15 protein-coding genes and 2 pseudogenes are annotated in these 11,529 nt (G+C 62.7%); 8 read left to right on the top strand and 9 right to left on the bottom strand.

The features are described 5' to 3' along the window. Position 1 precedes the first annotated feature (1 nt). Together V1286_RS38925 and V1286_RS16015 are read right to left on the bottom strand one after the other, a co-directional pair. Positions 2–796: pseudogene (locus tag V1286_RS38925) on the bottom strand (GAF domain-containing protein); the annotation flags it as partial. A 71-nt stretch (positions 797–867) separates the two neighbouring features. After that, entirely contained in the window at positions 868–1,266 is a 399-nt protein-coding gene (locus tag V1286_RS16015; RefSeq protein ID WP_334480885.1) for a hypothetical protein, read from the bottom strand. Positions 1,267–1,458: 192 nt separating this feature from the next. Here V1286_RS16015 and V1286_RS16020 point away from each other — a divergent pair, with 192 nt between their 5' ends. Continuing rightward, a complete protein-coding gene (locus V1286_RS16020) occupies positions 1,459–1,704 on the top strand; it encodes a hypothetical protein (RefSeq protein WP_334480886.1) in 246 nt (81 codons plus the stop codon). On the opposite strand, the gene V1286_RS16025 is transcribed toward V1286_RS16020, so the two are convergent. Continuing rightward, a complete protein-coding gene (locus tag V1286_RS16025) occupies positions 1,696–2,100 on the bottom strand; it encodes a DUF5413 family protein (RefSeq protein WP_108515827.1) in 405 nt (134 codons plus the stop codon). The genes V1286_RS16020 and V1286_RS16025 overlap by 9 nt on opposite strands. 380 nt (positions 2,101–2,480) lie before the next feature. Here V1286_RS16025 and V1286_RS16030 point away from each other — a divergent pair, with 380 nt between their 5' ends. The 3 genes from V1286_RS16030 (at position 2,481) to V1286_RS16040 (ending at position 4,132) form a co-directional block, all read left to right on the top strand. Then, positions 2,481–3,080, top strand: a complete 600-nt coding sequence (locus V1286_RS16030; RefSeq protein ID WP_334480887.1) for a formyltransferase family protein — start codon at positions 2,481–2,483, stop codon at positions 3,078–3,080. A gap of 199 nt (positions 3,081–3,279) precedes the next feature. Continuing rightward, entirely contained in the window at positions 3,280–3,633 is a 354-nt protein-coding gene (locus V1286_RS16035; protein ID WP_108515832.1) for a hypothetical protein, read from the top strand. Further along, a complete protein-coding gene (locus V1286_RS16040) occupies positions 3,578–4,132 on the top strand; it encodes a hypothetical protein (protein ID WP_417021145.1) in 555 nt (184 codons plus the stop codon). The genes V1286_RS16035 and V1286_RS16040 overlap by 56 nt, the downstream gene beginning before the upstream one ends. Before the next feature lie 142 nt (positions 4,133–4,274). On the opposite strand, the gene V1286_RS16045 is transcribed toward V1286_RS16040, so the two are convergent. Both V1286_RS16045 and V1286_RS16050 read right to left on the bottom strand, forming a co-directional pair. Then, complete coding sequence (locus tag V1286_RS16045; protein ID WP_108515834.1) at positions 4,275–4,475, bottom strand: hypothetical protein; 201 nt, start codon at positions 4,473–4,475, stop codon at positions 4,275–4,277. 113 nt (positions 4,476–4,588) lie between these two features. Beyond that, positions 4,589–4,987, bottom strand: coding sequence for a RidA family protein (locus V1286_RS16050; RefSeq protein WP_334480888.1), 399 nt, complete (start codon positions 4,985–4,987; stop codon positions 4,589–4,591). Between the two features lie 176 nt (positions 4,988–5,163). Between V1286_RS16050 and V1286_RS16055 the strand changes: the two genes are divergently transcribed. Both V1286_RS16055 and V1286_RS16060 read left to right on the top strand, forming a co-directional pair. After that, positions 5,164–6,042, top strand: coding sequence for a DMT family transporter (locus tag V1286_RS16055; RefSeq protein ID WP_334480889.1), 879 nt, complete (start codon positions 5,164–5,166; stop codon positions 6,040–6,042). A 175-nt stretch (positions 6,043–6,217) separates the two neighbouring features. Beyond that, positions 6,218–7,639 carry a caspase family protein gene (locus tag V1286_RS16060; RefSeq protein ID WP_334480890.1) on the top strand — a complete coding sequence of 474 codons (1,422 nt, stop codon included), beginning with the start codon at positions 6,218–6,220 and terminating at the stop codon, positions 7,637–7,639. Positions 7,640–7,728: 89 nt separating this feature from the next. Here the strand turns inward: V1286_RS16060 and V1286_RS16065 are convergent, their stop codons facing one another. Together V1286_RS16065 and cysK are read right to left on the bottom strand one after the other, a co-directional pair. Next, positions 7,729–7,968, bottom strand: a complete 240-nt coding sequence (locus tag V1286_RS16065; RefSeq protein WP_108515844.1) for a BrnA antitoxin family protein — start codon at positions 7,966–7,968, stop codon at positions 7,729–7,731. Between the two features lie 2 nt (positions 7,969–7,970). Continuing rightward, a complete protein-coding gene (cysK, locus tag V1286_RS16070) occupies positions 7,971–8,948 on the bottom strand; it encodes a cysteine synthase A (RefSeq protein ID WP_334480892.1) in 978 nt (325 codons plus the stop codon). A gap of 245 nt (positions 8,949–9,193) precedes the next feature. Here cysK and V1286_RS16075 point away from each other — a divergent pair, with 245 nt between their 5' ends. Continuing rightward, a complete protein-coding gene (locus V1286_RS16075; RefSeq protein ID WP_108515848.1) occupies positions 9,194–9,409 on the top strand; it encodes a hypothetical protein in 216 nt (71 codons plus the stop codon). Between the two features lie 67 nt (positions 9,410–9,476). Here the strand turns inward: V1286_RS16075 and V1286_RS16080 are convergent, their stop codons facing one another. After that, complete coding sequence (locus tag V1286_RS16080; RefSeq protein ID WP_334489691.1) at positions 9,477–9,800, bottom strand: helix-turn-helix transcriptional regulator; 324 nt, start codon at positions 9,798–9,800, stop codon at positions 9,477–9,479. A gap of 45 nt (positions 9,801–9,845) precedes the next feature. Continuing rightward, positions 9,846–10,091: pseudogene (locus V1286_RS16085) on the bottom strand (Ada metal-binding domain-containing protein); the annotation flags it as partial. A 55-nt stretch (positions 10,092–10,146) separates the two neighbouring features. Here V1286_RS16085 and V1286_RS16090 point away from each other — a divergent pair. Beyond that, a complete protein-coding gene (locus V1286_RS16090) occupies positions 10,147–11,376 on the top strand; it encodes an MFS transporter (protein ID WP_334480893.1) in 1,230 nt (409 codons plus the stop codon). Positions 11,377–11,529: the final 153 nt, after the last annotated feature.

Raw genomic sequence — 11,529 nt, forward strand, 5'->3', positions numbered from 1 at the left:
CCAGTTGCCGCGCCAGCGTCAACGCGACGTCGATCTCCGGTTCGACGAAGTGATGCGGCCTGTCGTAATAGGCCATGAACTTTCCGGCGAGCCGGCCGCCGATCATGATCGGAATAAAAGCAACCGCTGCGATATGTTCTTGCGCGATCGTTTCCTTGAGCGCATCCGAAAGTGCTGAAACGCCGATATCCTCGAAGGTGACCGGACGCGGATTTGCTTCGTCCCTGTTCCATGGCGAATGGCCTTCGACGGCCATCCGGTACCCGTCCGACAGGCCCCGCCATCCGACGAAACGCATCGCATCGCTGTCGTCAAACAGGAGGATGGAGGCGCGCTCGCAGGCGAGTGCCGCGAGGATGGCATCCAGGCCGGCGTCGTAAACATCTGGAAGTGACGTGGCGTATTGGAGCTTTTCGGAGAAGTGGAACAGGGCCGCCTGCTCTTGGCTGCGGCGCGCCAGCGCCTGTTCGGCTTTGACAGCCAGCCTCTCTTCGCGCGCGCGCAGCCTTCGTTCGCGAAGCGCCCGAGCGACGTCCGGAGTGGCGGACTGGCCCGGCGGGGAAAGAGTCTTGGCCGTCCGTTGCTGGATGTTCATTCCCGCTAATCCTGCCCCGTGGGGGCAATCTTGCATCACACGATACTCGGCATCAGCACATGCAGGATCAGCACGCATGACCGCCAAGCTCTTAAGTCCAGCAAGAGAAAATCGTTCCCCGCGAAGGCCGGGCATCGAAACGGCCGTTTCCTTGCGTGGTCGCTGCTTGCGGAATGGATCGCAATTCGACCGATAGAGCATGATCTCCGGGCAAACGCTCCGCGTTTGTCGCGAGGGAAAACCCGGCGGGGGCTACTTTTCCGGATCACGCTCTAGCAACCCCGGCAGATCCCCGTGAAACTGCTCACCTCCGGTCGCGTCCGCCGCCGAACCGGCGGCTTTTGCTGGCGAGCCTGACGCGGGCTGATGATCCGCTGCGAAGCGCCCGCATAGGGCGGCGTCACCAGGCGTGCCCGCGCCGGCTGATCAACCGATCCGTAGGAGACGGGCGGCGGTGGAGGGTTGGGCCTGAGCGGCGGGATATTCGCGGCGTTGCCGATGCCGCTGGGATCGGAGAGCGCCCTGGGATTGGCCGGGCCGAACGGTACACCTGATATCGACGAGTTGCCGGCGCCGGCCGAGCCGGCTGGCGGCGTCAATTGTGCGAATGCCCTGGCGGGGGCGATCAGGGCGAGCGCCACGAAAAGAACAAGCGCCGGATTGCGGGACATCGAGATCGCTCCAGGAGGCCCTCATGCAACGATCATATGGGGCGCGCGTTCCGTTGGCTCCAGATCCTTGGCTCCAGATCCTCTGCTTCCAGCGCGTCGGCTTTTTCTGCCGTCCGTCCTGCTACGGAGTAGGCGTCGGCGAAAGAATCAGACCTAATCATGGCGCGGTCACGTTTTGAGATTTCGGCGGCAATGAACCAGCCTGAGGTCCTCGATTCCGATATCCACGCCCTGCAGCAGTGGCTGCGCGCTGCCTGGCGGCAGCTTGGCGATCCCTCCCTCACCACCTTCAGCCGGCGCGAGTTGCGCAACCAGATGAAGCAGTGCAGCGCCGACCTGCGGGCACGGCTGCAGATGGCGGCCGAACAACAGTCCGAGCCGGTCCAGCAACCGATCCCGGCCTACTCCCGGCCAGCGCTGCGAATCCTTTCATGGTGACGGAACAAGGTCAGGCGCCTGCCGTTCGGCCGCCAGCCACGAACACAGCGCTGACGGCACCGCGCCGATGAGGCCAAGCAGCAGGACATACGGACCGTGGCCGAAGCCGATCCAGAACGCCGCTGCAAACGGCAGGTAGCTGATCGTGTAGCCGAACAGCGCCGTGAGCGCGATGCGGTACGAGACGTTGCGCCTTGCCAGCGCATGGTCGAACCACGCGGCCGATAGCGCCGGGATCAACCCGACCAGATATATCGTCGGCAGCATCATGATTTGGGCGACATCGAACGTGGTCGGGCTGCCCGCAAGCCAATTGGCAATCTGCAGCATCACCCAGAACGCGACGATGAAGCCAAGCGGCGGCGCGACGGCGGCGAAGATCAGAAAGCGTTTCATGCTGATAGTCCGTGGTTGCTAATCTTGGCCCGAACCGTAGCGCTGCGTCGTTCGTTGCCGCTGTGATGCCACTCACGCTGGCGGGTGCCCAAGCTCCGCCCGATAGTCACAGGCGCATTGGGGGGAATCTGCGATGACGAGAACTGGCCTATGCCAGTTGCAGCCGATCCGCGGCGAGGCCGCGCCCTACCCGAGTTGCGCCGTCAAAGGCTAGATTTCTGATTTGATGCGTTTTCCTGCCGCGAACCGGCCTCCACTTCGCTGGAAAACGCTATGCGCCACCCTGTTGATAACCCCAACGCCCCGGGGCCGGCGTCGAAACAGGCCGCCATGGTGTGCTATCGGCATACCGGCCTGATTAACGACGACGGACAGAACACATGCGGATCACCCTGGTCGGTTCCCGCCATTTCGGCGTGACGACATTCAATACGCTGCGCCAACACGGGGTCGATATCGTCCTCGTCGTCGTTCACGATGGCGAGGACCGGCTTGCCGCTGCCGCGCGGGCCGCCGGGATCGAGGTCGTCGTGCAGGCCGATCCGAAACGCGTGGTCGCATCGGAAATCGCACCCAATACCGACCTGATCGTGACCGCCCATAGCCATGCCCGCGTCACCAGGGAAGCGCTGGCTGCCGCCAAACTCGGCGGCATCGGCTATCACCCTTCGCTCCTGCCCCGGCATCGCGGCATCGCCGCCGTGGAATGGACCATCAAGGAAGGCGATCCGATCACGGGCGGCACGGTCTACCACCTCGCCGACCGGATGGATGCCGGCGCCATCGCCGCGCAGGAGTGGGTCTTCGTCAGAAAGGGAGAGACCGCCCGCGAGCTCTGGGAGCGCGCGCTGGCCCCGCTGGGCCAGAAACTGCTCGCTGACGTCATCTTTCACGCCAGGACCCACCACAACCTCCCTGCTACGCCGCAGGAGGAAGAATTCGCCACCCAAGCGCCGAGCCTGTCCGACGGCAAGGACTGACCCTTACCAAAATACCTCAAGCCGGTTCGCGCCGAATTTGGCATCAAAGGGACGATTTTTTCGTTCCCCGACCGGAACCAGATTCACCTTGATGTGTTTGAAATCCCGGGAACTTTCCACAGTATTGCGTCGCACCCAAGTTTGGACACATTGTGACCAGATAAGGCACGCCATCACACACATCTCAAGGAATTGATCCATGCGCGCCAATCGCATCAGCGACATTTTGTTTGCCTCGTTTCTTGCCGCCGCCGCGACCTTGGCCGCAGCTCCAGCCTCCGCCCAGTCGCCCTATGACGGCCTTTGGCAGGTTACCGTTGTCACAAAAACGGGCAGTTGCGATGCGCAGACTACGTCGACCGTGAATGTCGCCGACGGCAAGATTTCGGGCGGTCCGGTTTCCGGCAGCGTCGGCAGCGGGGGACTTGTGCGAGTCTCGATCAATGGTGCATATGCGAACGGTCAACTCAGTGGCAACTCCGGATCGGGGAAATGGAATGGGGCTTCAGCTGGTGTCGCGTGCAGCGGTCGATGGGAAGCGTCCCGTCAGTAGGGCAAGCCAGACTTCAGAATTTTTCGCCAAAGCGCGGCGGCTGACATTCGCAGCCGTCGCGTTTTTTTTGACGGCCTTCGCCGCCTCCACGAGCTACGCCCAGTCTAGTGCGTTCGCCGGCATGGCCGGCACCTGGTCCGGCCCCGGCACCGTGACGCTGGATGACGGTTCGAGCGAACGGATCCGCTGCCGAGCGACCTACAAGGTGAACGGCCCCACCATGGAAATGGTCCTCACCTGCGCCAGCGACGCCTACCGGTTCAACCTGCAAGCGGCGGTGGTCGCGGCGGGCGGCGAAGTCAGCGGCACCTGGAGCGAGACCAGCCGCAATGTCGGCGGCAACATCCAGGGCCGTGGCGCCAACGGCAGCTTCCAGGTGATCGCCCAGGCGGCGGGCTTCGGCGCCAGCATCGCGCTGAAGACCACCGGCAACAAGCAGCACATCGCCATGAAGGCCGACAGCCAGTTCCGCGCTGCCAATATCTCGCTGTCGAAGTAGGCCTGGCTGTCGTACCCCGCGAAAGCGGGGTACCCAGTACGCCGCGCCCTGGCGTTTCAGTCATAACATCTCTGGAATACTGGCTCGCCCGCTCCAGTGCGCAATTGCGCACAAGGCTGGCGATGACAGTTGTGCCGTCGCACTAACTCGTCTTTGGCTTCTCGAGCTTCGCCGCGGTCTCCTTGATCGTCTTGGCGATCAACAAAGCCTGCTCCTTGTTGAACGCAAAATCCTGCACGCCCCGCTGGGTGGTCAGCGACAGCACCATGATGTCGGGCTGGTGCTCGGGCCAGCCGGTTGCGAAGGCGGTCACGAAGTCTGCAGAGGTCGATCGACTGGTCATTGGCTCACGATATCCTTTTGTCTTTTCCGGCGCGCCTGACGTGGAAAGCGCCCGCTCCTTGTGATGTCTGGTTCCGCCTTGGCCACTAAGCCTTTGGCACTAGGCCTTGGGCTCTAGGGCTTGGGCACATAGGCGGTGACTTCGATTTCGACCTTGGCCCTGACGTCGACCAGCCCGTCGATGTAGAGCAGCGTCGATGGCGGGAAATTGCGGCCGAGCGTTTCCTTCCAGGCTGCGCCGATGCCGGGACCTGCGGCTTCGTATTCGCTGCGGCTGGTCAGATACCAGGTCAGGCGCACGATGTGCTCCGGTCCCGCGCCGGCTTCTCCGAGCAGCTTGACGATGCGCTTCAGCGCCGTACCGACCTGGGCGGCCATGTCAGGGGCATAATCGCCCTTCTCGTCGCCGCCGGTCTGGCCGGCCAGCACAATCCATTTGCCGGGACCGTCCACCTCGACACCGTGCGAGAAGCCGCGGGGTTTCGACCATTCGGCCGGTTGCAAGATACGCATGCGTAAGTCCTCCTCAATTCCCGTGACCGACAATGTTGGACGATCCCTTAGCATTGAACGGAGGCGCGCTCCCACAGTGAAATTGGGTCGGCGCATCGCTGCCCCGCTGCATATACGCATTGCAAATTGTGGCGTGCTCGCCGATACCGGTCTGCCCTCAACCGATCTCCTGCCGAATGGACCGCACACAATCCAAAACCCTGGCCGCGCTGTGGATGGCCGGCTGGCTCAGCCTGATGCTGATCATGGCGGTCGCCGGACGCGAGGCGGCGCGCGAGATCAACGTGTTCCAGCTCATGGAGATGCGCTCGATCCTCGGCTTCCTGATGCTGTACCCGCTGATCCGCGCCAGCGGCGGATTTGGCGCGATGAAGACGACGCGACTGCCGCAGCACGTGGCGCGCAACCTCATCCACTACGGCGCGCAGCTCGGCTGGTTCTTTGCGCTGACGCTGATCCCGATCGGCCAGGTGGTGGCGATCGAATTCACCATGCCGATCTGGACCGCGATCCTGGCCGTGACGTTTCTCGGCGAGCGCATGACGATCTGGAAGATCGCGGCGATCGTGCTCGGCATCGTCGGTGTCGTCGTGATCGTTCGCCCCGCCACCAGCGAGGTCAATCCGGGCCAGTTGATCGCGCTTGCCGCAGCCGTCGGATTCGGCGTGTCGGTCGCGATGGTCAAGTCGCTCACCCGGACCGAGCAGCCGCTCTCGATCATGTTCTGGATGCTGGTGGTGCAATCGGTGGCAGGTCTCTTTCCCGCGCTCTACGTCTGGACGTGGCCGCCGACCTATCTGTGGGGCTGGGTCGTGGTGATCGCGTTTTGCGGCACGTTCTCCCACTACTGCATGGCGCGCGCGATGCTGCATGCGGATGCCACTGTGGTGATCCCGATGGATTTTCTGCGGGTTCCACTGAGCGCCGCCGCCGGCTGCCTGATCTATTCGGAACGGCTGGACCTGTTCACCGTGCTCGGCGCGGCGCTGATCCTCACCGGCAATCTGTTGAACCTAAAACCGAATCCTTCGACTAAGGCATCCGCCCAAAGCTGAAATTTATTTGCCGGGCTGTGATCTAGATCACGCGACAGCGCGTGGCACAACGGTAACGGATGGCCCCGGATTTGGTTATTCGCCCGCTTTTTTGTGGCGCGAAGCGGGTGATTTTCGGTACTGTCCGTCTAGAGTTAGAACCAAAGCCTTTATCGATTCTGCAGGGGGATTTCCTATGCGCTACCCAACCCTCATTTTGTCCGCCATCTGCATGCTTTTTACGGCGGGCACAGCCAGCGCCGACAAGCGTGTTGCCTTCGTCGTCGGTAACGGCGCCTACAAGAACGTCGCCCCGCTGCCGAACCCGTCGGTCGATGCGAAAGCGATAGCCGCGACACTGCGCAATGTCGGATTCGAAGTCGTCGAGGGCTCCAATCTCACGCGCGACAAGATGACCGAGCGGCTGCTCGACTTCGGCAAGAAGGCGCAAGGCGCCGACGTCGCGCTGTTCTTCTACGCCGGTCACGGCATTGCCATCTCCGGCACCAACTATCTGTTGCCGATCGACGCCGACATCAAATCCGAAATGGACGTCAAGCTCGGCGCCGCGATCAACATCGACCTCACCCTCGAGCAGACCATGGGCGACGCCAAGGTCAAGCTGGTGTTCCTCGATGCCTGCCGCGACAACCCGTTTGCAGCCAAGATCAAGTCGAACGCCGCGACCCGCAGCGTCAACGTGCAGACGGGTCTGGCCGAAATGAAATCCGGCGAAGGCACGCTGATCGCGTTCGCGACCGGCCCGGGCCAGACCGCGCTCGACGGCCAGGAAGGTAGCAACAGCCCGTTCACGCGCGCCCTGCTCGCCAACCTCACCCAGCCCGGTGTCGAGATCCAGCAGGCGATGACTAAGGTCCGCGCCCAGGTCAATGAGGAGACCAACAAGGGACAATTGCCCTGGGGTCACACCAACCTGATCGGTACGGTCTACCTGAACGGCGCGCCCGCGCCTGGCGCCGTGGCGGCGGCAGCGCCGGCGGGGTCCGCTTCAAAGGCGTCGGACGTGGAACTGGAGTTCTGGCGCTCGATCAAGGATTCCAACAAGCCGGAAGAACTCAACGCCTATCTGACCAACTATCCCAACGGTCAGTTCCGCTCGCTGGCCTTGTCGCGCATTGCTTCGCTTGAGTCCGGTCCCAAACCCGATGCCACCCGCAACCTGAGCACCGGCATCGATCCCGCGACCTTCAAGGAGGAAGCGGACCAGACCACCGAGGACCAGATCGGCCTCGACAAGGGCCAGCGCCGCGACGTGCAGCGCCGCCTCACCGGGCTCGGCTTCGACACCAAGGCCACTGGCCAGTTCGATCCGGCCACCCGCGGCGTGATCGCGCGCTGGCAGGCCGCCCGCGGCTATCCCAAGAGCGGCTACCTCAACAAGCTGCAGCACAAGGCGCTGCTGACCGAGATCGTCGCGGCCGCGCCGACCGCGAGTTCCGACGAGGAGCGTCCTGCCAAGCGCCGTGCCAGCAGCCCACCGCAAGCTCAACCGCAAGTGCAAGCTCAACCGCAACCGCGCCAGCACAGTGCGCCCGGTCCTGACCCCGCCGGCGCCGGGCGCTTCATCGGCGGCGTCGTGGGCGGCATGCTACGCTAAGGCGCAAGCGATCCATTTACAAAAAGGCCCGGGTTCATCCCGGGCCTTTTTCATTCTACGCTTCGCAAAATTAAAATGCTCGCGGCGATCTATTTGCCCGCGGCCTTTCGCAATGCCTCGTTGATGCGGTCCTGCCAGCCGGGGCCGCCCTCCTGGAAATATTCCAGCACATCCTGATCGATGCGCAGCGAGACCAATTCCCTCACGCCGGGAAGCGTGGGCGTCTTCGGCGGCGCTTCCGCCACCTTGGTGGTGGTGCGCTTGAACGCCGCCTCAGCCTCGGTGCGCGCGTCGTTCAGGGTTCTCGGCCGCCGCGGCTGGTCCGCCATCGCTAGATTCCTTCAAACAGTGCGGTTGACAAATAACGCTCGGAGAATGACGGCACGATCGCGAGGATGGTCTTGCCGGCGCTCTCGGGCCTTTTGCCGATCTCGAGTGCCGCCGCGATCGCGGCGCCCGAGGAAATGCCGCCGGGAATGCCTTCCATGCGCGCCAGTGCGCGCGACATCTCGATCGCAGTCGGCCCGTTGACCCTAACGATCTCGTCGATAACAGAGCGATCCAGAATGTCCGGAACGAAGCCGGCGCCGATGCCTTGAATCTTATGCGGCGTATGCTGCCCGCCCGACAGTACCGGGCTTTCCTCCGGCTCGACAGCGACGATCCGCAACGACGGCTTGCGCGGCTTGAGCACCTGTCCGACGCCGGTAATGGTGCCGCCGGTGCCGACGCCGGCGACGAAGAAATCGATATTGCCGCCGGTGTCGTTCCAGATTTCTTCCGCCGTGGTGCGGCGGTGAATTTCGGGGTTGGCGAGGTTCTTGAACTGCTGCGGCATCACGGCGTTGGGCGTGGTCCGCACCAGTTCCTCCGCGGTCGCGATCGAGCCCTTCATGCCCTGGGCTGCCGGCGTCAGGATGATCTCGGCGCCGAGGAAGGCCAGCATCTTGCGCCGCTCGATCGACATCGATTCCGGCATCACCAGTTTCAGCCGGTAGCCGCGCGAGGCCGCGACGAAGGCGAGCGCGATACCGGTATTGCCTGACGTCGGCTCGATCAGCACGGTGTCGGCGTTGATCACGCCGGCTTTCTCCATCGCGATCACCATCGCCGCGCCGATGCGGTCTTTCACGCTCGCGGCGGGGTTGAAATATTCGAGCTTGGCCAGGATGGTTGCGCTAACACCATGCGCCTCCGGCAATTTGCGCAGGCGGACAATCGGCGTGTCGCCGATCGCATCGACGATAGAATCGAAAACCCGGCCCCGCCCCGGACGTTGCACTGCACTCGTTACTGACGACGCATCCATCTCAACACTCCTGTAACAAATCATGTGCGGGGAATTGGCGGCTCTCTTACTTAGGAGGCGGCCGCACCGATGCGCAAGTCGGAATTGCCGGAGCGAAGAGTTCGCTGCATTGCAAACAAGAACGTCGCTAAATATCGCGAAATCAACTCATTTGTGTTGCGACATCGTCAAGGGTTTTGGTTATACTTTCGTCGCGAACTGAGCCAGAGGTCCCCCAGAAGTTCAGATCGCGAAGGAGGGTCACGATGCCAGCTATTGCTGAAATCCTGTCGACCGTAGCGTATAAGCCCGATCCGCGCGGCTGTGATCTGCCGACGTGCCCTGTGTGCGCCGATACCATGGTGGCTGCGGAAGCTTCCGCCTACCTCAACGACAACGTGATCAGCTATCTCTGGACCTGCGACACCTGCGGTTACGGATTCGTGACCAAACATTCGGTCAAGAGGTTCGCCTGTAATTGACTTAAACTGTCGAAGCGATGTCACCGCGCGCCCACCCGGCGCGCGTTTGTTTTTGATCCCAAGATTTCTAACCGTTCCGCTGCGCCCGCCGAATTTCGGTCGGGGGACGCTTGTACACTTCTGCAAAGACCGCATTGAAGCGACGCAGGCTGCGGAACCCCGCCAGCAACGCAATCTCGATCATCGGCAATTTGGTATTATCCAAAAGTCGCTTCGCCCGCTGCACGCGTGCCGTCCTGGCAATCTGACCGGGGCTGGCGCCGAGATGCTTGTCGAATAATCGGGTAAGATGCCGCGCGCCCACGCCAAGGCTGGCCGCGAACACTTCAACCGGCGCGCGATCGAGTGCGCCCTCATTGATCAGCCGGACCGCGCGCTCGACGGTCGCCAATGAACCCTTCCATGCCGGAGAGAATGGCGCCGTCTCTGGCCGGCAACGCAGGCACGGCCGAAATCCAGCGCGCTCCGCGGCCGCTGCCGATGGATAAAACGACACGTTTTCCGCCTTCGCGGGGCGAACCGGGCAGACCGGACGACAGTAGATGCGCGTTGTCCTGACGCCTGAGAAGAACCGACCGTCAAATCGTCGATCGCGGCTGACGCGCGCCCTCTCGCAGGTTGCTAGGTCCAGATTGCCGACCCTGGTTCTTGCCGACGACCGAGTCCGATTGCGGCGAGCCATCGCGCACTCCTGATGCTACCTCGTGCCCATCTTATGTTTCGGGAAAACGGAAACAATGGTCGCTGCGAGCCGGTTCTTTGGATGGTCAGTTGCCTGGTCGGCGTTCGCAATCGCCGTGTTTGCCTGGGGCATCGGATTCTACGGCCCTTCCGTGTTTCTTCAATCGCTGCACCAAACGCGGGGCTGGCCGATCTCGCAGATTTCGTTGGCCGTCACCGGCCACTTCCTGCTCAGCGCTATCGTCATTGCCTGCTTGCCCGAGATACATCGCAGGCTTGGAATAGCCAAAACGACGTTCCTTGGCGCAGTCCTCACGGCGGCCGGCCTGATCCTGTGGTCCGGCGCGCGCGAGCCGTGGCAGTTGTTCGCCGCGGCAATCCCGAGCGGGGCTGGTTGGGCCTTAACGAGCGGCGCAGCACTGAACGCCATCGTGGCAAGATGGTTCGATCGCGACCGGCCGATGGCGATAGCACTTGCGTTCAACGGCGCCAGCGTCGGCGGCGTGCTGTTCGTGCCGCTGTGGGTCTGGTTGATACGATCGATCGGATTTCCGTCCGCCGCGCTCCTGATCGGTGGCTGCATGGTCGCCACAGTCGCGTACCTCTGCGTCAGGTTCCTGACCAAATCCCCTGAGGACATGGGGCTGGCGCCAGACGGCGACGCCTCGCATCAGGCGGGAGCGAGACCGGAGCCGAGACGGACTCGCATCGAGATCGTTCGATCCGCGCGTTTCATCACGATTTCGGCAGCTTTCTCGCTCGGACTCTTCGCCCAGATCGGCCTGCTGGCCCACCTGGTGGCTCGTCTTACGCCGGAGCTTGGAATTGAGCATGCCGGGCTTCTTGTCAGCCTGGCGACGGTATGTGCCGTCATTGGCCGGATCGCGGCCGGCAAGTGGATCGGCGAGCATGATCGCCGGTTCGCGGCTGCCGCCAACTTTGCCGTGCAGATCGGCGGTGTCCTGTTGTTGATTTTCGCCAGCGGATGGATGGGTCTCACGCTTGGGTGCGTTCTGTTCGGTCTCGGCATCGGCAATCTGACCTCACTCCCACCATTGATCGTACAGAAGGAGTTCGAACGCGAGGATGTCGCCACCGCGGTGGCGCTGATTGTCGCCATCAATCAGGGGGTATTTGCATTCGCACCGGCCATCATTGGCGCCATGCGTGACACGACAGCCGATTATCAGTTCCCGTTCGCGCTCATTGCCCTGATTCAACTTCTGGCAGCCGTCATTATCCTGCTTGGCCGAAAGTCCACACGCGCTCCGGCAACTTCACCCTAGCGCGGCGCGCTCTGCCGCCAACCTCGGCACCAGTCCCAATCCGGCGCAAATCATTCAAATTGAACGAACCGCCTTAGTAGGCACTAACCATCTCCTTGCGGGGCAGTGAGCAGGCTCGCGAAATTAACCTGCCGCTTCCACGCGCCATGCAAC

Origin of the sequence: Bradyrhizobium algeriense, assembly GCF_036924595.1 — a bacterium.
Lineage (GTDB): Bacteria > Pseudomonadota > Alphaproteobacteria > Rhizobiales > Xanthobacteraceae > Bradyrhizobium > Bradyrhizobium algeriense.

Coding starts and splice junctions, on each gene's coding strand:
- V1286_RS16015 (WP_334480885.1), bottom strand. CDS start 1,266: ATGTCCCGCAATCCGGCGCTTGTTCTTTTCGTGGCGCTCGCCCTGATC.
- V1286_RS16020 (WP_334480886.1), top strand. CDS start 1,459: ATGAACCAGCCTGAGGTCCTCGATTCCGATATCCACGCCCTGCAGCAG.
- V1286_RS16025 (WP_108515827.1), bottom strand. CDS start 2,100: ATGAAACGCTTTCTGATCTTCGCCGCCGTCGCGCCGCCGCTTGGCTTC.
- V1286_RS16030 (WP_334480887.1), top strand. CDS start 2,481: ATGCGGATCACCCTGGTCGGTTCCCGCCATTTCGGCGTGACGACATTC.
- V1286_RS16035 (WP_108515832.1), top strand. CDS start 3,280: ATGCGCGCCAATCGCATCAGCGACATTTTGTTTGCCTCGTTTCTTGCC.
- V1286_RS16040 (WP_417021145.1), top strand. CDS start 3,578: ATGGGGCTTCAGCTGGTGTCGCGTGCAGCGGTCGATGGGAAGCGTCCC.
- V1286_RS16045 (WP_108515834.1), bottom strand. CDS start 4,475: ATGACCAGTCGATCGACCTCTGCAGACTTCGTGACCGCCTTCGCAACC.
- V1286_RS16050 (WP_334480888.1), bottom strand. CDS start 4,987: ATGCGTATCTTGCAACCGGCCGAATGGTCGAAACCCCGCGGCTTCTCG.
- V1286_RS16055 (WP_334480889.1), top strand. CDS start 5,164: ATGGACCGCACACAATCCAAAACCCTGGCCGCGCTGTGGATGGCCGGC.
- V1286_RS16060 (WP_334480890.1), top strand. CDS start 6,218: ATGCGCTACCCAACCCTCATTTTGTCCGCCATCTGCATGCTTTTTACG.
- V1286_RS16065 (WP_108515844.1), bottom strand. CDS start 7,968: ATGGCGGACCAGCCGCGGCGGCCGAGAACCCTGAACGACGCGCGCACC.
- cysK (WP_334480892.1), bottom strand. CDS start 8,948: ATGGATGCGTCGTCAGTAACGAGTGCAGTGCAACGTCCGGGGCGGGGC.
- V1286_RS16075 (WP_108515848.1), top strand. CDS start 9,194: ATGCCAGCTATTGCTGAAATCCTGTCGACCGTAGCGTATAAGCCCGAT.
- V1286_RS16090 (WP_334480893.1), top strand. CDS start 10,147: ATGGTCGCTGCGAGCCGGTTCTTTGGATGGTCAGTTGCCTGGTCGGCG.